Origin of the sequence: Sphaerochaeta sp. (assembly GCF_050256055.1) — a bacterium.
Taxonomy (GTDB): Bacteria; Spirochaetota; Spirochaetia; order Sphaerochaetales; family Sphaerochaetaceae; genus Sphaerochaeta.
In genome coordinates, this window is record NZ_JBFWIJ010000018.1 from 35,062 (window position 1) to 55,061 (window position 20,000).

Annotated in this window: 16 protein-coding genes; 5 read left to right on the forward strand and 11 right to left on the reverse strand. The window is 53.3% G+C overall.

Going from position 1 to position 20,000, the window contains the following annotated elements; translation table 11 throughout:
- Positions 1–3: 3 nt before the first annotated feature.
- From AB7C91_RS08515 to AB7C91_RS08555, 9 genes are all read right to left on the reverse strand, one after another.
- Entirely contained in the window at positions 4–2,946 is a 2,943-nt protein-coding gene (locus AB7C91_RS08515) for an alpha-mannosidase (protein ID WP_428590630.1), read from the reverse strand.
- Positions 2,897–4,090, reverse strand: coding sequence for an aminotransferase class I/II-fold pyridoxal phosphate-dependent enzyme (locus AB7C91_RS08520; protein ID WP_332446013.1), 1,194 nt, complete (start codon positions 4,088–4,090; stop codon positions 2,897–2,899). Before AB7C91_RS08520 ends, AB7C91_RS08515 begins: the two co-directional genes overlap by 50 nt.
- 11 nt (positions 4,091–4,101) lie before the next feature.
- Positions 4,102–4,935 carry a carbohydrate ABC transporter permease gene (locus AB7C91_RS08525; RefSeq protein ID WP_332446012.1) on the reverse strand — a complete coding sequence of 278 codons (834 nt, stop codon included), beginning with the start codon at positions 4,933–4,935 and terminating at the stop codon, positions 4,102–4,104.
- On the reverse strand, positions 4,932–5,813 hold the full coding sequence (locus AB7C91_RS08530) for a sugar ABC transporter permease (protein WP_332446011.1): 882 nt from the start codon (positions 5,811–5,813) through the stop codon (positions 4,932–4,934). The genes AB7C91_RS08525 and AB7C91_RS08530 overlap by 4 nt, the downstream gene beginning before the upstream one ends.
- Positions 5,814–5,880: 67 nt before the next feature.
- Complete coding sequence (locus AB7C91_RS08535) at positions 5,881–7,164, reverse strand: sugar ABC transporter substrate-binding protein (RefSeq protein WP_332446010.1); 1,284 nt, start codon at positions 7,162–7,164, stop codon at positions 5,881–5,883.
- A gap of 92 nt (positions 7,165–7,256) precedes the next feature.
- On the reverse strand, positions 7,257–8,057 hold the full coding sequence (locus AB7C91_RS08540) for a sugar phosphate isomerase/epimerase family protein (RefSeq protein WP_428590597.1): 801 nt from the start codon (positions 8,055–8,057) through the stop codon (positions 7,257–7,259).
- A gap of 47 nt (positions 8,058–8,104) precedes the next feature.
- Positions 8,105–8,920, reverse strand: coding sequence for a carbohydrate ABC transporter permease (locus AB7C91_RS08545; RefSeq protein WP_428590600.1), 816 nt, complete (start codon positions 8,918–8,920; stop codon positions 8,105–8,107).
- Positions 8,921–8,930: 10 nt separating this feature from the next.
- A complete protein-coding gene (locus tag AB7C91_RS08550; protein WP_332446007.1) occupies positions 8,931–9,809 on the reverse strand; it encodes a sugar ABC transporter permease in 879 nt (292 codons plus the stop codon).
- A gap of 67 nt (positions 9,810–9,876) precedes the next feature.
- Positions 9,877–11,151 (reverse strand): sugar ABC transporter substrate-binding protein, encoded by a 1,275-nt coding sequence (locus AB7C91_RS08555; protein ID WP_332446006.1) that lies wholly within the window; start codon positions 11,149–11,151, stop codon positions 9,877–9,879.
- A gap of 146 nt (positions 11,152–11,297) precedes the next feature.
- Between AB7C91_RS08555 and AB7C91_RS08560 the strand changes: the two genes are divergently transcribed.
- The 5 genes from AB7C91_RS08560 to AB7C91_RS08580 are packed head-to-tail and all read left to right on the forward strand — an operon-like array spanning position 11,298 to position 16,828.
- On the forward strand, positions 11,298–12,140 hold the full coding sequence (locus tag AB7C91_RS08560) for a MurR/RpiR family transcriptional regulator (protein ID WP_332446005.1): 843 nt from the start codon (positions 11,298–11,300) through the stop codon (positions 12,138–12,140).
- 14 nt (positions 12,141–12,154) lie between these two features.
- Entirely contained in the window at positions 12,155–13,600 is a 1,446-nt protein-coding gene (gene gnd / locus AB7C91_RS08565; RefSeq protein WP_428590605.1) for a decarboxylating NADP(+)-dependent phosphogluconate dehydrogenase, read from the forward strand.
- A 10-nt stretch (positions 13,601–13,610) separates the two neighbouring features.
- Positions 13,611–14,702 (forward strand): sugar kinase, encoded by a 1,092-nt coding sequence (locus AB7C91_RS08570; protein ID WP_332446003.1) that lies wholly within the window; start codon positions 13,611–13,613, stop codon positions 14,700–14,702.
- Positions 14,703–14,705: 3 nt separating this feature from the next.
- Positions 14,706–15,740: a zinc-dependent alcohol dehydrogenase gene (locus AB7C91_RS08575; protein WP_428590608.1), complete on the forward strand. Its 1,035-nt coding sequence runs from the start codon at positions 14,706–14,708 to the stop codon at positions 15,738–15,740.
- A 14-nt stretch (positions 15,741–15,754) separates the two neighbouring features.
- The gene (locus AB7C91_RS08580) at positions 15,755–16,828 is read left to right on the forward strand and encodes a Gfo/Idh/MocA family oxidoreductase (RefSeq protein ID WP_332446001.1); all 1,074 of its coding nucleotides are present in this window, start codon (positions 15,755–15,757) and stop codon (positions 16,826–16,828) included.
- A gap of 57 nt (positions 16,829–16,885) precedes the next feature.
- Here AB7C91_RS08580 and AB7C91_RS08585 read toward each other — a convergent pair whose 3' ends face one another.
- A complete protein-coding gene (locus AB7C91_RS08585; RefSeq protein ID WP_428590611.1) occupies positions 16,886–17,872 on the reverse strand; it encodes an ADP-ribosylglycohydrolase family protein in 987 nt (328 codons plus the stop codon).
- A 2-nt stretch (positions 17,873–17,874) separates the two neighbouring features.
- Complete coding sequence (locus AB7C91_RS08590; RefSeq protein ID WP_428590614.1) at positions 17,875–19,974, reverse strand: ADP-ribosylglycohydrolase family protein; 2,100 nt, start codon at positions 19,972–19,974, stop codon at positions 17,875–17,877.
- Positions 19,975–20,000 lie beyond the last annotated feature (26 nt).

Here is a 20,000-nt window from a genome sequence, read left to right on the forward strand (position 1 = left end):
TGGTCATTGTAGTGTACGCACCTTGATCAGAAAAGTCTTTACTTCAAAGGGCTTGAACCGGAATAAAGCTTCGCCTTCGATGCTCTCTTCCAGCATATTCGCCAAAACCAAGCTTTCCGGATCCAACACGTCGCTGAACCGAAGGTGGGCTTGTACACTGCTCCCCATCCATTCGCGCAACCGCAGGACCAGACTACCGCCGTCCTCGCTGACCTTCACTGTATGCACCACCACCTGCGCTTCAAGCACTTCCACCAATGGTTCATGCATATCAGCCATATGCACCAAGGGATGATTGATTGCATTGGCATGTTCCTGGATGGGAAGCAGCCCCTCGTCACTGACGACGAATGCATAGGTGAAACTGTGGTTGCCGGCATCTCCCGATGGATCGGGCGCGGTGGGGGATCGCAGGAGGGATACCGAGAGCGTCCCGTTGGTTGCATGATACCCGTATTTGGAATCCGTACATAAAGCGACCGCCAGACTGCGGTCATCCAGGGCCGCCCATGCATGGGCTGGAACCTCGAACTTTGCACGTTCCAACGTTGTATTGGTATGCGTGGGACGGCTGATCATACCGAACGGGACATCATACCATGCCTGCTGTGATCGCACCGTAGTGGGGAACGTCACCCTGAGCAGCTGATGCTGCTCCTGCCAATCTACCTCGGTAGCAAAATCGATGCGTGACATCTTCTTGTAACAGACAAGACGCTGGTGCAAGCGAGAGGCTTTCCCCAAAGCGAACCAACTATCCACTACGTACTGGTGATCATTCTCCGCATATTCCTGCCGTTCAGGTTTTCCGATGGGCTTCTGCAGTGCAAGCGTATCCCTTTCGAGGTCCCAGGCATCCCAGAACACCGGATAATCCTCTCCGATGGTCAGCGTATTGAGGCTGCAATTCGGTTCGACGAGCTGGCGTCCATCCTTTTTTCGTATCAAGGAGGAAATTCCCCCGTTCCCGTCCAAGCTTACTATAGCCCACTCGGTATCCAGATGCCGCTGCGCCGGAACGGCCTGAAGCGGAACGTCGGTATCCAGCAATCGGGTATGATGGCTCGGCAGTCTCGACCCATCGGGCAGCGGGAAGGCAAATGGACTGACATTCAGGGCGTATGGGCCTGAAAAGGGACTGAAGGTTTGGTGTAAACGAGCATACGCCTGTTCGTAGGCAGCGCATGCCTGCACGTTGACCACCTGCACACTCGATCCAGGCAGAATATCATGGAATTGGTTGATCAGTACTTGCTTCCAAACGGCATCCAGGCAAGCTTTCAAGGTATCGAAGGGATGCGCCGTGGCGAATTGCAGGCTGGTCACATACTCATAGGCACCCAGCAGGTGTTCCATAGTCCGGTTCCACCACTTCAGTTTCGCTTGGCTCGTATAGGTCCCCCGATGCAACTCCAAATAGAGTTCCCCTGTATAGACGGGCAGATCGGATGTATCGCGGAATATGGTCTGCATCGCTTCTGAAAGCGTACACCAACGATTTTTCGGCAACCCCTGCAGATCCGCTTCCCGCCGCATGAGCTCAAGATCGGAACGCAGTGTCCCGCCTCCCCCATCACCTTCCCCGACCGGGCGGAACAATGCCGGTTGGATATCCTTGTGTTGGACGGATGCATAGGCTTTGCAGAGATCCTCCGGCTCGTTTGTTCCCTCATAGGCGCCTTGGATCATATGGGCCGGGATGCGTGTCCCATCAAGCGATTCCCAAAGGAACGCATCGTAAGGGAAGCGGTTGGTGTCATTCCAACTCAATTTGCTGGTAACGAAATACTTGACCCTGCATCCCACCAGAATCTGGGGGAGAGCCGCCGTAAAACCGAAGGAATCAGGAAGATAAAACACATCCCCCTCATACCCGTCGAACAAGCTGGCGGTCACCTGACGTCCCACCAGGTTCTGTCGTATCAACGATTCACCCGAGGGCAGCATGCAATCAGGTTCGACATAACAGACCCCGTTCGGCTCCCAATTGCCCCGCCTGTACGCCTCAAGAACACGTTGATATACCGTCGGATACTCGTTCTTGAGCGCTTCAGTCTGCACACTTTGGCTGAACAGAAACACAAAATCTGGATACTGTTCGGTGAAATTGACCATGTTCAGCACGGTTCTGGCTGCTTTTCTGGTCGTCTCGGCGATCGGCCAGAGCCAGGCATGGTCAAGATGGGCGCTTCCTACCGAAAAAATCGAAGCGGCAACGCTTCCGTTGTGCGCCTCCAGCAACACGCTGAGCCCGGCACGCACCGACTCTGCCATAGCGGAGGGATCTTCGCTCAAGCTGAGCTGTTGCAGCGCCCCAAGCATATGGGAAATCAGATGCTGATACGCCAGGCTCTCTCGGTCCAAGGTCTTGGACAAGCCTCTGAGGACCAAGACATCATAGTACAGCTGATAGACCGATTCCTGTCGGCAGAGCAGCAACGGTTGCTTGAACACCAACGGATAATCATTCTTTTTGACCGCTACACACGCTTGGACCCTGCCCCCTTCCGAAGGATGGTAGCCGGGAAACCGATGGCCTCCCCAGGCCTGGAGGTGCACCTCTACGGTAGAGCCGGCGAACTGTGTCACCTCCAGTTTCCTATGGAATGGATTGGTGGCACCATAGGGGGTGCCGTCGATATACACCAGGGTATCGGTCTCCGTATCCAGCAGCAGAAACAGCCTGTCAGAGGAAGCGGGCAGCACTACCGTGGTGCGGAACCAGTAATCCTTCCATGGCTCGCCATAGGAAAACGGGAACCCAATGCCCTCATATGGCCCTGGATATATGTCAGAGCTGCTGTGCTGCTCGGTCTGGGCATAGCCCATCTCCAATTCCCCGAATGTGCGATAGGCATATTGCTTGAGAAGCTGCAGGTATTGGTCGATCCGTTTCTCAGATTTTTGGTGCAGCATCGTCATATCCTTGTACGGCTTGCAGTGCACCAAGCAAATCCTCCTTAAGCATAGGAAGTTCCTCGATGCCTGCATGCAGACGTATCAGCGTCATTCGATCATGGGGTATGGGGTCGGTATCGGCGAACTTGACTGCCGCTGGGAAAACCAGGCTTTCATACCCGCCCCAGCTTACCGCCCGCTTGAAGTAATGCAGGGCATTGACGAATCGCTTCACATCATCAAGCTTGTCCGTCTTGAGCTGGAAACTGAACAAGCCGCTTCCTCCCCGCATCTGCCGGTTTGCCAACTCGTATTGGTTGAAACTGGGAAGCAGGGGATAGAGTACCTTCTCTACCTTGGGATGCTGTTCGAGCATCGTCGCCAAGGCAAGGGCATTTTGGTAATGCTGGGGCATTTTCAAATGTAAGGTTCTCAGGTTGCGCATGATCAACCAAGCCTGGAACGGGTCGGGTGCAGGACCGAGAGGCAGGAACTGATGGTCGAAGATGACTTTCATATCCTCTGCGTTTCCGGCGATAACCCCTGCGACCACATCGCTGTTTCCCCCGATGTACTTGGAAGCGGAATGGATGACCAAGTCGATGCCCAGATCGATCGGGTTCTGGAAGAAGGGCGTCGCCCACGTGTTGTCGATGACTGTCTTGATCCCCTTCTCTTTTGCCAAGGCGGCCACCTTTGCAAGGTCCTGCAGTTTGAAGGTCAAGGTGGTGGGGCTTTCCAGATAGATGAGACGGGTATTCGGCTTGATGGCACGGGCAAACTCATCAACATCAGTGCCTTCCACATATGTGTGCTCAATATTGAACTTGGCCAGATAGGTATTGAAGAAGTACTGCACCCAGCTGTAGCAGTCTTTGACCACCACTGCATGGTCACCACTTTTCAAGGTGGAGAGAATGGCCAGAGACGATGCGGCCACGCCGCTTGAGACCAGTTTTGCCTTTTCTGCGTGTTCCAGGGAAGCCAGCTTCTCCTCACACAAATTCACCGTGGGGTTGTTTCCCCGGGTATACAGGAAGTGGGTGCTCTCATCGGCCAGGGCATCCCTGAATTCCTCATAGGAAGGAAAACAGAAGATGGAGGTCTGGAAAATGGGAGGGCTCACCGCCTGAAACGGAAGATTGAGCTCGCCTTGATGCAAGAGCGTCTCGGTAATTGGGGTTCTGTCCATATGCATGATACTTATCCTTTCACGCTTCCTTCGGTAAGGCCAGCTACAATGTATTTTTGGCCGAATCCGAACACAATCATAGTGGGAAGCAGTGCGATGACGATGCCTGCACTCATCACATCCCAGCTGATACCAGCTTTGGAAATGAAGGAGTTGAGTGCCACAGGAACGGTCATCTTTTCATTGGACATCAACAACATGACGGCCAAAAAAAGTTCGTTCCAGATATTGATGAACGCAAAACAGAAAATTGCCGCCATCCCCGGCAGGGTGATGGGCAGGATGACCCGGAACAGCGATTGCAGCATGGAACATCCGTCTATCTTGGCCGCTTCTTCCAAACTGGTGGGAATACGGTCGAAAAACCCTTTGCTCATGATGGTCGAAAACGCGATGACGGTCGCCACATAGACCAGCATCAACGTACTGGTGTGGTCAACCCAACCGATCTTGGTGAACATCGTGAAAATGGGGACCATGATCAAAAACGTCGGGATGGTTTGGGTGAAATACAGAGCCAGCTGGATGATACCCTTCGTCCTCTGTACCGGATAGCGGGACAAGGAGAATCCACTGAGAATGGAGACAGCCATAGCCAGCAGGGATGAGAAGAAGGCGACAAACAGGGAATTACGGAAGTACAGCGAAAAGCTGGAAAAGGAAAACAACTTACGATAGCTTTCCAACGTGGGAGAGGACGGGATGTACTGCAAGGGCATGGTATAGATTTCCTTGGGGCCCTTCAGACTCGTCACGACGATCCAATACAAAGGGAAGACCGCCAGTGTCACATATATGGCCAGCAGAAGGAAACGGCCGATGGAAAATATTGGTTTCTTGTTCATAGATTGTCCTGTCCTCCCCGTTCTGCAAGCCTGAGGTAGAGAATGGCATAGGCGAACAGCAAGATCATGATGATGACCCCGATGGCCGAACCCTGCCCGTAGTCATATTCCTTGAACACTTTGTTGATCATCTGGGTGGCCAATATGTTGGTACGGTTGACCGGACCTCCGTTGGTCATTGCATAGATGATATCGGGGAAATTGACGATCCACATGGTGCGTAGCAGGATGGTGCTGACAATGGTGGGTTTCACATAGGGAACGGTGACGGAGAAAAATTGTCTGACCGCCCCTGCCCCGTCCAAGGTTGCGGCTTCATATAATTCACCGGGTACCGACTGCAGGGCAGCAAGCAGCATGATGCCGAAGAACGGAACACCATACCAGACATTCGGTATGATGACCGAGATCATGGCCAGATTGGGAGTGGAGAGAAATCCTATGGGATGCTTGAGCAAACCAAGACGGAGCAATACATCGTTGACCAGCCCGAACTGACCGTTGAACAGCCACGACCAAGTCAACCCGATGGCGAACCCACTCAACGCCCAACCATAGAATACAAAGGCCGTATAGAGACCACGGCCACGGAATGGCTTACGCAGTAAAAGTGCGAGACCGAAGCCGAGCAGAAATTGAAAAAGCAAGGAACCAAACAACCATACCACGGTATTGAGCAGAATCTGGGCGAAATGAATGTTCGGATCGGTCAATACGGTCGTAAAATTCTTCAGTCCATTGAACGCCAGCGCATTCAAATCAAACAGGTTGTAATTCTGGAACGCCATCACGCCTCCCTGAATCACCGGTATGTATATGAATGCCAAAAGAAACAGCAACGCTGGAACCAACATCCAACGATAATATTTATGTTCCATCATCACCACCTGTACACATATGCTTCCGGGACGCAGGTGTGTCCCGGAAGCGAATCATGCATGTTCCTTATTTCCAATACGTTTCCCAGCTCTTGATGGCTTGGTCGACGGTAGTTGTTCCCAGCAGGAGAGACTGCATCGTCTGTTCCTGGACCTGGGCCCAAGCAGGATACTTGGGACTGTCAAGCGGATACTTCACAAACACATAGGTGGAAGGATCGCTCATTTCCGTCTCCCAGGACTTGTAGACGCCGCTGGAGAAGTATGGATCGTTCGCATAGGTGGAAGTATGCACCGGAAGCGGTCCATAGGTGCGGCAGAATTCAGCGTTGTTCTGGGCATTCACCATGAAGGAGATGAAATCCCAAGCTTCGTCCTGATGCTTGCTGGTGGTCGGAATCCCCAGACCGGCGAATCCGTAGTCCAGATACATCTTTCCGCTTGCACCCACCGGCATGGGAATGACGGTGTACTGGGAAGGATCGAGTGCCTGGGCGACCATGCTCACGGTATCAGGATCCTGAACCAGGAAAGGAGTCGTCCCGCTGATGAAGGCGTTGACCTGTTCATTGAAGCCCCAGTTGATGCCATCGGACGGAACGGCTTGCTTGTACAAGTCCACATACGCTTGCACCGCCTTCTTGGCGGCCGGATCATTGAATGCGAAGTTGCCGTCATCGGTGAAGTAGATGTTGTCCTTGGAAATATTGGCGACGTCACTGAGGATCATGATGTCGGAAATCTTGAAAGCACTGCCTTTGCCCCTGAAACCGAATCCGTACTGGTTCGGTGCCTTGCCGGTAATGGTCTTTGCCATCTCATACATTTCAGCAATGGTCTTCGGCATCTTGGTAATACCATACTTCGCCAGAATGTCGGTGCGGACGAACAAGCCCTTCACAAAGAAGAACTGGGGGATCAAGTAGGGAGTGTCATTGACGGTCTTGGCTGCGGTCATAGTCAAGGGCAGCAAGTCGTTTCCTTCGCTCCAGCTGTTCAGGTAGTTGGTCAAGTCGACCAATTTGTTGTTGTTGACGAATTGTTTGACCGTATGGTCGCGGACTTCAACGACATCCAACGGCTGGTTGCTGTTGAGCATCAAGGTAAGCTTGTTATCAGCCTGTTCGTAGGGAGGTGAGACCAAGTTGATCTTCACATTTGGATTCTGAGCTTCATACTTGGCAATCAAAGCTTGGATCTGCTCTGTTCGGGAAGGGCTGGTCATCGTCTCGACGAATGTGAGGGTAACCGGACCGGTGGTTGCTTCTTCCTTGGTACCCGCAGCAAATGCCGGGGAAAGGAGCAGCAATACCGCCGCAATCATGAACCAGAATGGAGAACGCATCTTCATAATCATAACTCCTGGATTCGGTATAACCAAGTATACACTTGGTAATACCAATTGTAGCACCATATATTCCCTTGTCAAGAAAAAATCTCACATCACTCACAGAGTAGATTTCTGATCAATTTGCATTCCTGCAGAGAATTGGAAGTGGTTTGCGGTATGTAATGCACCAGAGGCCCTTCATAATAAATGGCGTCCAGCCCCTGTTTGACGGCATGCCAATCCAGACTGCCGCTGCCGACAGGACCTCCGGTATTGTCCCGAATATGCAGGCAGTGCAGATACGGCCCCACCTTGCGGATGGTATCGCCCAGATCCGGCTCCTCAATGTTCATGCTGAATGTATCCAGATCGATTCCACAGTTGCTGTGGTTGACCATATGCAGCAATGAAAGCGCATCATCGGCGGTATTGAGCAAAAAATGCTCGAACCGATGCACCGGCCGCAGGTTCAGCATCACATCTTCATCTTCACAATGCTGCATCAAGGAGCGGAGGCTCAATACACTCTGCTCAAGCAACCGTTGCTTATCCCCACCGCTGGGGCCCAGAGGGGGAAAAGATCCGGCCAAAGGTCCGTTCAAGGATCCACCGCCCATTTCCCCGATTGCATGAATGACGTTCTGGATACACAAAATCCCGGCTTTGCGGGTATCTTCCTCCAAGGAAGACACATCACAACCGGGATTAGGCGACAGACTGTAGGAGAGATCAATCTGATGGTTTCTTGCCTCAAACCCGAGGCGTTTGCGCCCCCACTGACTCATGCGCTGAAGCGTGAGAGCATCCACCTCGAGTTGGTCGTAACCCAGGGCTTTGGCCTTGCTGACGAACGGGACGAAATCGTCAAGCTCCTTGCAAGGCCACCTGGTGTAGTGTATGCCGACAAGTCTCATGCCACTACCGTCCTTACCCAAAGTATACCAGAGGGTATCCAGGGATGCTAGCCTTTTACTGCTCCCATGGTAAGTCCCTTTACCACATACTTTTGGAAGAACATCGTCAAAATGATCGCCGGAGCCATGATGGTTACCGCAGCCGCCATGACCGCACCCCAGTCGACCTCGACATAGGAGAGGAAGTTGTAGACCGCTATCGGAAGCGTCCTTGTCTTCTGCTGACTCAACACCTGGCTGAACATGAAGTTGTTCCAACTGAAAATGAAGCTCAGGGTGGTTGCCGTCACAATGCCGGGACCGCTGAGGGGAAGCAGGATCTTCAAAAATGCACGTTGTTGCGTCAACCCGTCAACCATGGAAGCTTCCTCAAGCTCACGGGGAACCGAATCGAAGTACGGGGACATTACCCAGACAACCAACGGCAGAGCGATGAGCATGTGACTGAGGATGAGGGCGATATAACTGTCCATCAGGTGCAGTCGGGAAAATACGATGTACCAAGGCATCAGAAAGGAGATACCGGGCATCAAGCGTGCGACCAGAATGAAAATCGAAAGTTTCTTCTGTTTGTACCGAGCAATCGAATACGCGGCGGGAAGCCCCAGAACCAAGGAGAAAAATACACTGACCACCGATACGATCACTGAATTCTTCATGTACTGGAGGAAATTCTGTTCCACGAACACCCGTGCGTAGTTTTGCATCACCGGATGGAAAATGAACCGCGGAGGCCAGCTGATGATATCGACCTGGGTCTTGAAGGAACTCATCAACATCCAGATGAACGGAAAGAGGATGGGGATGATGATCAAAGCCAGCAAGACGGCGAAGAGAATGGAAGCGAGTTGGTTCTTTCGCATGATGGACCTCCTACAACTCAAAAGCTCTGCGCAGTCGCATGACCAACAGACTGAACAACAGGACGATGAGGAACAGGAACACCAGCATTACGGCACTCTGCCCCATCCTGAAATACTCGAAACTGTACTTGAACGCCAACACATTGAGGTTTTCCGAGGAGTACCCGGGCCCTCCCCCGGTCATGGCGTAGATGATGTCATAGGTCTTCAGGGCATCGATGGCCCGGAGAATGACCGCGGTAAGGATGGTAGGCATCAACATGGGCAGGGTGATGAGCGTCAGCACCTGGCGTGCATTCGCCCCATCAACCATGGCCGATTCATAGGGCTCCGAGGACAACCCGGCAAGTCCGGCAAGTACGATGATGGTAATCATCGGCGTCCATTGCCAGATGTCGACGATGATCAAGGACGGCATGACCGTCTTTGCCTCGCTGACCCAACCGCTCTGGGGAAGATGCAGTACGCTCAGCACATAGTTGAGGATACCGATGGTCGGGTCGTAGAACAGGTTCCATACAATACCGATGGCAACCGGTGTCGCTACCAAGGGAAGCAGCAACAATGTCTTCACCACACCCTTTCCCTTGAAGGAGCGGTTGAGGATCAAGGCAAGCACGGTGCCCAGAAGCATTTCAATGATGACCGCCCCGAAGGTGAAATAGAAGGTTCTTCCCAGCGCTTCGAGAAACCTCGGCTCCTGGAGAACCTGCAGATAGCTTTTCAAAGCCACCACGGAAAGGGGTCGTCCGCTGGTGAGCGTCCAGTCGGTAAAACTGAGAAAGAAGGTATACCCTACCGGAAAGACCATGAGGATGACCACGAACAATACAGCAGGCAGCGGGAAAAGATACCGAAGATGTTTTTCAAAGAAACCTTGTCGGATCATAGAGAACTCCTTGGTGCACAATAGGCCGACCGAAACTATCGGTCGGCCTGAAACAATGCGAAAAAGATCAGATGCCGTATTCGCCGTCGGTCTTCAGCAATTCATCAACCGCACGAGCCTTCTCGGTTGCCATTGCGGCAAGCTTGGGAGAGGTTCCCTTGGTATTGATGGATTCGATGATGACTTCTCCGATCAGATCACGGGCCTGTCCGACAGAACTCATGAACGGGCGGTCATACGGATAACCGTTCTTGGCGGCATGCGCCTGGGTTGCAACCAAACCAGGATTCATGACTGCCCGAACCTCAGCATCAGCCCAAGCGGAATTGCGGGCCATGGTGATGTTGGAAAGCATGCCCTGCTTGGCCAATTCCTTGCTGGTTGCCCAGTCGAGGAACTTTTGGGCTGCGTCCTTGTTCTTGCTCTCTGAGGACATTGCCATACCCCAGGAAACCACGATGAACGGAGAATCTCCCTTCGGTCCCTTGGGAAGCTGGGCAACGCCGATATCCTCGGCAGGAATCTGGGTCTTGGTAGGATCGACGATCTGGCCGTAGAAGACAGAAGCATCAGTCCACATGGCCACCTTGCCAGCCTGGAAGACAGGCATGACATTTTCCCACGACATGCTGGTCACACCCTGCGGGCCGTAATTGCCCAAAAGCTTGCCGTAGAAGCGGATGCCATCGAGGGCTGCAGGACTGTCGAAGACTGCCTTGCCGTTCTCAAGATAATTGCCGCCATAGTTATAGATGAAGCTGGACATCTGGGTAACAGCCGCTGCGCCCTTGCCGCGGGAAGCAAAACCGGCAACGCCGTCTTTGTTCATGGCCTTTGCAGCCGCTTCAAGTTCGGCAAAGGTGGTGGGAACTGCAAGTCCGGCCTTCTTCAGGAGGTCCTTGCGATAGTACAGAACCTGCCACTCGGTTACGAGCGGAACAATGTAGGCTTTGCCATTCTTTCTTCCGATATCAACCGAGTTGGTCGGATAGTCGGAGAAATCGTAGTTGTCCAAACCCTGGTACCAACCGTTCTTGATGAACATCAGCCCTTCCTGCAATGGACGGGTCATGAATACATCGACGGTGGAGCTCTTGGTGGCGAACTCAGTGGTCAGCTTGTTGGTCAGCTGGCTTTCCTGCAGGCTCTCAAAATTCACCTTGATTCCGGTCTGAGCCTCAAACTCAGGAATCTTGGTTTTCAGCAGTTCACCATACGGATGGTTTGCCAATAGTACACGAATCTCCTGTTTCGGAGCTTGTTCAGCGGTTCCCTGTGCAAAAATCGGAAGGACCAAGCCGACGAGCAACAACAGTACGACGATACCGTTTCTTGTTTTCATTCGTTTCTCTCCTTTTTGTGACAACATAGTTGACATCCTTTCTCTCAGTATACCCCGTTTTTCCTAGTTGTATAGTAAAATTTGAATATTTTTTTTAATTGCCTGAATATTTATTTCATATTATACTGATCAAAAGAGGACATATCATGCAGGAAGTCAGTGCAATTTATACGATCCGGTCCAAGTACAACACCCTCAGTGCCAAAGAGAAGAAAATCGCTGACTTCATCCTCCAGCATCCAAAGGAATCGGTAAACCCAAGCATTGAGGAACTGGCCGACCAGATCGGCATCAGCGAATCGACGATGGTGCGCTTCGCCCGCAAACTGGGGTACAGCGGCTACCAACGGTTTCGCCTTGCTCTCGCACGGGAAGCAATCCCATCCAATGAACAAGTGTTCGAAACTGAAGTGAATGAGACTGAGGATGCCACCGAGACGGTATTCAAGAATGCTTGCAAGAATCTGGAAGATACGTTTGCAAAACTGAATCGGCAGACAGTTCGCGAAACCGCCCTCTTGCTTGCCGAGGCAAAGACCATCTACCTTATGGGACTGGGAGGGTCGAACATTCTGGCCCAGGATGCATACCACAAGTTGATCAGGACCGGATTGAACTGCCAGTATGCATCGGAATTCCACATGCAGCTGATGCTGGCCAGCCAAGCGAAAAAGGGGGACGTCGCCTTGCTCATCAGCCATACCGGCGTGGGCCATGACACCCTTGCACTGGCCGAGGAGCTGCACAACAACGGGTGCACGCTCATCGTATTGACCAGCAACACCCGTTCTCCGCTTGCAAAAATGGGATCCAAGGTATTGGGCGTGAGTGCAGGATCCTCCCTGGTTGTGGCTGAATCATTTTCCGCCCGTATATCCAGTCTGGTACTCATCGACTCCCTGTATGTCCTCATCTTGGAACACATGGGTGAAAAAGGGGTGGATAATTTGAACAAGATGCGCAGCATCATCGCAAAAAGACGTTTGTAATTGAGGAGAATCATATGAAAGCAACCATCGGCCTGATCGGACTCGCCGTTATGGGAGAGAACCTGGTGCTCAACCTGGAGAGCAAAGGCTTCAGCGTCGCAGTGTATAATCGGAGTACGGAAAAAGTCGATGCCTTCATCCAAGGAAGGGCAAAGGGCAAGAACATCATCGGCACCCACAGCCTTGCCGAATTGGCATCATCCCTCCAATCCCCACGCAAAATCATGATGATGGTCAAAGCAGGACAGCCGGTGGATGATACCATCGAGGCTTTGCTTCCGCTTCTGGACAAGGGAGACATCATCATCGATGGGGGAAACTCCAATTACGAGGACAGCGAACGAAGAACCAGCTATGTGGAAAGCAAAGGCATGCTGTACATCGGAACCGGGGTAAGCGGTGGGGAGGAGGGAGCGCTGAAAGGGCCCTCCATCATGCCCGGGGGTTCCCCGAAAGCCTGGGAGGAGGTCAAACCCATCCTCCAAAGCATTTCCGCCCATGTCAATTCGGTTCCTTGCTGTGATTGGATCGGCAGCGGCGGAGCCGGGCATTTCGTCAAGATGGTACATAACGGCATCGAGTACGGTGACATGCAGATCATCGGAGAAGTCTATGACTTGATGAGACGGCTGGTCGGCATGTCCAACGATGAGATGCATGAAGTCTTCAGTGAATGGAATGAAGGTGAACTGAATTCCTACCTTATTGAAATCACCAAGGACATCCTCGGCTACAAGGAAGCGGATGGGAGCTGTCTTCTGGACAAGATTCTCGATACCGCCGGGCAGAAAGGAACGGGAAAGTGGACGGGAATCAGCGCTCTGCATGAGGGAATCCCCCTCACCCTGATCGTCGAGTCCGTATTCGCCCGAAGCGTATCCAGCCAGAAAGAACAACGGGTTGCAGCAAGCAAGGTATTCCCCGCCTCCCCCATCCATCCGGTGCAGGATCGGAAAGCCTTCATCATGGCCTTGGGGAAAGCCCTGTATGCAGCGAAGATCATCAGCTATGCCCAAGGGTTCTCCTTGATCAAAGCAGCGGGAGAAACCAACCATTGGGATCTCAATCTCGGGGGGATCGCACTCCTTTGGAGAGGCGGTTGCATCATTCGTTCTGCATTCCTGGACAAGATCAGCCAAGCCTTCACCTCCAATCCGGATCTGCAGAATCTGATCCTCGATCCCTATTTCGCCATGATCCTCCAACAGGCTCACCAACAGTTGCGGGAAGTGGTGGCGCAGGCCGTTCTCAACGGGATTCCCACTCCATCCCTAAGTGCAGCGCTCTCTTGGTTCGACAGCTATCGGACAGAGAACCTTCCGGCAAATCTTCTGCAGGCCCAACGCGATTACTTTGGCGCCCATACCTATGAGCGGGTGGACAAAAAGCGAGGGGAATTCTTCCATACCAACTGGACCGGTCGTGGCGGCAATACAGCCTCCACCACCTATACCGTATAAGGAGAGACGTATGACTTCGTCATTGGTGGTACCGAAAGACGGTACAAAACTGGATTTTCTGTCACTCGGAGCCTTGGTGGTCCGTCTGGATCCGGGGATCATCCCCTTTGAATATGCCCAGGATCTCGCCCTGCATGTTTCAGGCGGCGAGTACAATGTGGCGGCCAATCTGAGCAGGGCGTTTGGCCAGAGGACGGGTATCGCAAGCGCCATGGTCGACTACCCGATCGGGTTGAAAATCGAGTCGGAAGTACGGCGTATGGGGGTACAGGCTTTTTACAAGCGCTTCGCCCATGATGGGGTACGCGGCCCCAATATGGCCCAGGTTTACAGCGACCGGGGCCAGGGTCTCCGTGCTCCGGTGGTATTCTACAACCGCAGCAACGAGGCGGCATCCCTGTTGGACGAGAACAGCTTCGACTGGGATGTTTTGCTCAACGGTGGGGTGCGATGGTTCCACAGCGGTGGAATCTTTGCAGCCCTCTCCCCCTCCAACCCTGCTTTGATCATCAAGGCTATGACCAAGGCCAAGGAACAAGGAGCGGTGATTTCCTTTGACCTGAACTACCGGGAAAAACTTTGGAAATCCATTGCCGCCGATCCGCAGGCAGAGGCACAGCGGGTGCTTTCCGAGATCGTGGAACACGTTGATGTCTTGATCGGCAACGAGGAAGACCTGCAGATGGGACTGGGCTTGAAGGGACCGGAGGTCCACAAGGCGGACAAACTCGATCCCTCGGCCTTCTATGCAATGATGGAAACGGTTTCCGATCGATTTCCTGCGATCAAGGCGGTGGCCACCACTATGCGCGAGGTCAAATCGACCAACCGCCACAGCTGGAGCGCCGTATTGTACATGCAGGGCAAAGGATACCAGGCACCACGGTGTGAGTTGGATGTGTATGATCGCGTCGGCGGCGGGGATGGTTTCGCCAGCGGCTTGATCTACGGACTGTTGGAAGGCAAGGATCCGGAAGAAGCACTCCGCCTGGGCTGGGCCCACGGAGCGCTGCTGACCTCCTACCCCGGCGATACGACCATGGCAACCCTTCCGGCTGTCCAGGCACTCGCCCAAGGCGGCAGTGCACGAATTCAGAGGTAAGACATGAAAGCATTGGTTCTGACCGAATACAAGAAACTGGAGATGCAAGAGGTCCCCAAACCCATGATAGCAAGCCCCACACAAGTGTTGGTACGCATCAAGGCTGCGGCGATCTGCGGCAGCGATGTCCATGGGTATGATGGGTCCACCGGCCGGAGAAAACCCCCGGTCATCATGGGCCATGAGGGAAGCGGCATCATCGAGGAAGTGGGAAGTATGGTTTCCCACTTCAAGGTCGGCGATCGAGTCACGTTCGACTCGACCATCTACTGCGGGACCTGCTCCTATTGTCGAGAGGGATTGTTCAATCTCTGTGACAACCGAAGGGTGCTTGGGGTCAGTTGCGATGAATACAAGCAGGATGGGATCTTCGCCGAATATGCGCTCATCGAGGAGCGGGTGTTGTTCCACCTTCCCGAAGGGCTCGACTTCGTACAAGCGGCAATGACCGAACCGGCCGGGGTGGCGGCCCATGCAATTTCTCTCTCGCGCCCCCGTCTGGGTGATGATGTGGCGGTCGTGGGATCCGGCTTGATCGGCCTGCTCTTGATCAAGTTGCTCAGAACCGTGACAAGTGGTAAGATCCTTGCCATCGAGATGGATGCGAATCGCAGAAAAAAGGCGCTGGAGGTCGGAGCCGATGCGGCGCTTGACCCGAATGACCCGGAATTGCCGGGACACGTGAAGCGTCTATGTGGTGGTGATCTGCTGCCCCTCGTCTATGAGGCGGTAGGAGCAAGTGAACCGATCAATACGGCAATCTCTCTGGTACGCAAGGGGGGCACGGTGGTGCTGGTCGGCAACATTCGTCCTACCATCGAACTGCCGCTGCAGAGTGTCGTCACCCGACAGATCAAGCTGCAAGGATCCTGCGCCATCAACGGCGAATATCCCGCGGTCCTGAAGCTCATGGCGGACGGAAAGCTGCAGATCGAGGACATCATCAGCAAAGTCGCCCCGCTTGCGGAAGGCCCGCTTTGGTTTGAGAAGCTCTATAACCGGGAAGACAACCTGCTGAAGGTGGTGTTGGTTCCCTGAGAAGGAAGTACAAGATGGTACGTTATGCATTGATCGGATATGGCAAGGTCGCAGCATTGCATGCAAAAGCCCTTACCCAAGCCAAGGACAGCACCCTGGTGGCCGTCTATGGCAGAAGCATGGAGAAAGCACTGCAGTTCGCAAAAACCTGGAATATCCTTGCCTATACCGACATCAAGACGATGATCGAGGAAGCCAAGGTTGATGCCGTGGTGATCACCACCCCGCATCCCCTGCACAAGGAACACAGTCTCGCCGCCTTGCACTCAGGTGCCCATGTGCTGGTGGAAAAACCGATGGCTTTGACCGTCGATGACTGCGATGTCATGATCGAGACGGCCAAGAAAGAGAAAAAACTGCTGGGTGTCATCAGCCAGAGACGGTGGTACCCTTCCAGTCAGCGCATCAGAAACGCCATCGATTCGGGAAAATTGGGAATACCGATGCTCGGTCAGGTGACCATGCTCGGCTGGCGTGATGAGGCCTATTACCAGAGTGATCCATGGAGAGGCAGCTGGGAACTGGAAGGCGGCGGGGTGCTCATCAACCAAGCACCGCACCAGCTTGATCTGCTGCACTGGTACCTGGGGCCGGTCAAGGAAGTCTACGCCCAATGGGATAATGTGAACCATCCCTATATCGAGGTGGAAGACTCTGCCGTTGCCACCGTTCGGTTTGCAAGCGGGGCGATGGCGTCCATTTTAGTCTCCAACAGTCAGAAACCCGGCATTTATGCAAAAGTGCACATCCATGGCTCTTCGGCATACTCTGCCGGCGTACAGACCGATGGAGGGGCGATGTTCATCGCCGGTCGAAGCGGGATTCTCGAACCGCCGTACAACGATATCTGGACAATTGCAGGAGAAGAGCATCTGCTTGCCCAATGGAAGGAAGAGGATACTGCATTCTTTTCCACCATCGATGCAACCACGTATTTCTTCCGGTTGCAGGAGGAAGACTTCACCCAGGCCATCCTGACCGGAAGTAGTCCCGTCTCCACCGGTGAGGAAGGCAGGGAAACGGTGAAACTCATCGAAGGCATGTATCGCAGCCAACGGGAAGGAAAGCCGATTCAATACAATACCTAGGTTGTGCAAGCCCAAGGAAGCCTCCTCAGGATATCCTGTGGAGGCTTCTTTGCATCCTCACCGAATCAAATCAGCAAGGTCTTCCCCGACTTTCAGGATATCCAGACCCTTGGTGAATTGCAGACAGGTTCCCGAAGGATGCCGCACCTTCTCCACCCAATGGGGAGGAATCGAGGAAAGACCGTATTTGGCACCAAGAATGGCCCCGGCCACCGCAGTGATGGTATCGGCGTCACGGGCAAAGTTGCCTGCCAGAACCAAGGCTGAACGGAAATCTTGATTGCTCAGTCGCAAACAGGCAAACGCCGCAGGAATTGCCTCGGCCGTCGTCGCCCAGGTGCTTGCACGAAGTTCATCGTGCAACTGCATCCAACAATCCAGAACACTGCCATTCGCTGCATCAACGATGTCGAATGCGCGTTGCATATTGTGGTACAGCCAGCTGTCTTTGGGAAGAGGCTGCATAGCCGCTGCAAAAATCTGGTCGAAGCTTCCATCCACCATGGCCACCGCCACGGCACTTGCAACCGCCTGGGCTCCCCAGATGCCGTCTGCATAGTGGCTGATCGATGCATCGATTGCTGCAAGTTCAGCAGCCCGTCCGGGATCACCGGCGCATACGATTCCCACCGGAGGAATACGCATCGCCGTCCCATCGCTCATGTGGAAGGTATTGAATTTTCCGCTCTGTGGTGGACGAAGTCCTTTGCGTAGGTTGTTCGCAGCGGCGATTTCGCTTGCCCCTCCCCGTTTGAATTCATCCTGGATCACCACATCCTCAAACCAGGCGTCCACCACTGCATCGGTGGTTAAAACACCATGGTGCTTGATCAGTGTCTTCGCCGTAAGAAGTGCAAACTCCGTATCATCCGTACTCCAGCTGGCACCGGCATTGAAATCAGTGATGAACCCATAACTCTCCCGATTCGCCTGCATTCTTGCGGCATCACCGAACGAATCCCCGATCGCCAATCCGATCAACGAACCCAAAGCCCGATCCCGGACCAAGGCACGATTGGCTACAAACTCAGAACGCTCTGTCATGTTCATACCTCATGTACATCAAAATTGGAAAAACCTACCCGCCCGCGCGTAAACAAACCACAGCCGATCATCCCAGAGGAGAATGCGGCATCATCGACTGCAACAGGGGCGAAATCATCGGATGCAAGCACCAGGTGTGTTCCCTCTGCACGGAACCTGAGTGTATATTCCCGATCAAGTTCACACACAACGTCAATACAGGACAAAGGATACAACAATCCTTTCTCCTGCTTGAAAATGCCAAACTGTCCTTGATGGAATCCACCATAGTATCCTCTCCGGGTTCCCTGTATTCGAAGTGCAAGAAGCGCGGAGGTTCCCCCATGCAATACCACCGAGGTACCTACCTGTACATCACGAGTGTAATAGGAGCCTGTCATCGCCTGCGCGAAATCGAGGGTCATCACTTCCATCCATACGCGATTGTCCGCAGCATGCACCAAGTCCCAGGATCCATGGTTATGACTGAAAGGAATAATCGAGGCAAACTCCTTTTTCAGGAGCGCTGCATCTATGAAGTACCGACTTTTTCCTGTGACAAAGAAACGGGAGAGATGGAGCACTCCAAAATCCCTGTTCTTTGCCGGGGAGTTTGCCTCGAAACATAACCCGACTTCATCGATCATCGCGCCCTTGAGCGCAGGATGATCGGGATCAATGGTGAATTCCACCACATGGGTGTCCTGGTCATACACCACCTGCGAGGAAAACACCACCAACTCACCTGTGAACGTGTTCCTGACATATCCGGAAATCAGAACCGATTCACCACTGAATTTCTCCAAGCGATAGGTTATATGCACGGTCTGACCAGGATAGATGGTAGGAGAAAATACCGGCATATACCGCTCATCATCAAAATCAGCGCGGCGGTAAAATGGTTTGTAGAAGAGCCGACAACTCTGCGGCCTGACCATTCGGTCATAAAGCATTTCCAATTCCCCATTGGTATTGGAAAGCGTGCATGCATTGGAATTTGAGACGCCAAATCCATGGGTGGAACCGGGAAGCGAGAAATCAAAATCGATCACCCCGTCCTCAACCATACATTCCTGCGGTACGGTTTGGTTTTTCAGCCGATAGCCGAGGGCGCAAACCTGTTTCGCATAGGTGGGAATATCCAGGATATTGAGATATCCGGATATACCGCTGAGCACCACCATGTCGTTCACCGGCCTTCGGTACGCTTCGCTGATCTGCTCAAGCCCACCGGCCACACCAAGGATGGATCCGACATTCCCTGCATTGCAATCGGTATCCCAGCCGGCCATCGTAGCTATTTCCACCGCACGGCCGAACGTACGGCCATACAGCATTGCCATCACACAAACCCCGGCATTGGGGATGATGTGGCACACTCCGGGATAGCGGTCGTACCCCCAGAATTCCTGGAGATACCGAAGACAGGAACGCCAGGAATCGGGATGGTCCGCATGATATGCACGAACAGCCTTGACGACCTTGGTGTAGGTCGAGTCACCGGAAAGGCAATGCAATGCGGCATCCAGAATTTCATCAATATCCTCGGTCACAAACGCCTTGGCTATCGATGCGGCGATGAAGGCAGCTCCTTCCAACCCTTCCCCATCGTGGCTGACGCTGGCGGCTGTCCGTGCATACAGCGCGGCAGTTTCACAATCGCCGGGGAACAACAGCGCCCACGTATCGATGAAGATCTGTCCACCGATCTGTTCGGCCAGGGTCTTTCCCTGCAATGCGATTGATCCGGACTCGGGGGCGGGGATGCCGGATTTCAGATGCAGGTAGGCGGTATGTTCGGTACTGACACCATATCCACCCCACCAGAACATTCCGACTCCTTCACGGGCATAGTTCAACCAGGCTTCAGCAACGTCCGAGGCCTGCAGGTTCCCCCTCAGATCCCCATCCTGCAATGCCCTGAGAAAATAGACTGGACCATTCACATCATCATCTGCGGCAAAATGCTTGAAGTCCTTGATGTAGGAATGAATATCCCCATAAAACCGTTCGATCCGTTCACTCGTCCATTGGCTCGGCTCAACCGGAGCACCAAGACGGATCCCGATGTTCATTCCCAGGAATCCGGCATACACCCGATTCAGATATTCCTTGTCCGTCATACAAGTTCCTTATACGGGGCCGGAGT

What these genes read in the sequence shown, in the direction of transcription:
- AB7C91_RS08545 (WP_428590600.1), bottom strand. Translation starts at nt 8,920, where the DNA reads ATGCGAAAGAACCAACTCGCTTCCATTCTCTTCGCCGTCTTGCTGGCT.
- AB7C91_RS08580 (WP_332446001.1), top strand. Translation starts at nt 15,755, where the DNA reads ATGGTACGTTATGCATTGATCGGATATGGCAAGGTCGCAGCATTGCAT.
- gnd (WP_428590605.1), top strand. Translation starts at nt 12,155, where the DNA reads ATGAAAGCAACCATCGGCCTGATCGGACTCGCCGTTATGGGAGAGAAC.
- AB7C91_RS08535 (WP_332446010.1), bottom strand. Translation starts at nt 7,164, where the DNA reads ATGAAGATGCGTTCTCCATTCTGGTTCATGATTGCGGCGGTATTGCTG.
- AB7C91_RS08560 (WP_332446005.1), top strand. Translation starts at nt 11,298, where the DNA reads ATGCAGGAAGTCAGTGCAATTTATACGATCCGGTCCAAGTACAACACC.
- AB7C91_RS08530 (WP_332446011.1), bottom strand. Translation starts at nt 5,813, where the DNA reads ATGGAACATAAATATTATCGTTGGATGTTGGTTCCAGCGTTGCTGTTT.
- AB7C91_RS08550 (WP_332446007.1), bottom strand. Translation starts at nt 9,809, where the DNA reads ATGATCCGACAAGGTTTCTTTGAAAAACATCTTCGGTATCTTTTCCCG.
- AB7C91_RS08525 (WP_332446012.1), bottom strand. Translation starts at nt 4,935, where the DNA reads ATGAACAAGAAACCAATATTTTCCATCGGCCGTTTCCTTCTGCTGGCC.
- AB7C91_RS08575 (WP_428590608.1), top strand. Translation starts at nt 14,706, where the DNA reads ATGAAAGCATTGGTTCTGACCGAATACAAGAAACTGGAGATGCAAGAG.
- AB7C91_RS08585 (WP_428590611.1), bottom strand. Translation starts at nt 17,872, where the DNA reads ATGACAGAGCGTTCTGAGTTTGTAGCCAATCGTGCCTTGGTCCGGGAT.
- AB7C91_RS08590 (WP_428590614.1), bottom strand. Translation starts at nt 19,974, where the DNA reads ATGACGGACAAGGAATATCTGAATCGGGTGTATGCCGGATTCCTGGGA.
- AB7C91_RS08540 (WP_428590597.1), bottom strand. Translation starts at nt 8,057, where the DNA reads ATGAGACTTGTCGGCATACACTACACCAGGTGGCCTTGCAAGGAGCTT.
- AB7C91_RS08570 (WP_332446003.1), top strand. Translation starts at nt 13,611, where the DNA reads ATGACTTCGTCATTGGTGGTACCGAAAGACGGTACAAAACTGGATTTT.
- AB7C91_RS08555 (WP_332446006.1), bottom strand. Translation starts at nt 11,151, where the DNA reads ATGAAAACAAGAAACGGTATCGTCGTACTGTTGTTGCTCGTCGGCTTG.
- AB7C91_RS08520 (WP_332446013.1), bottom strand. Translation starts at nt 4,090, where the DNA reads ATGGACAGAACCCCAATTACCGAGACGCTCTTGCATCAAGGCGAGCTC.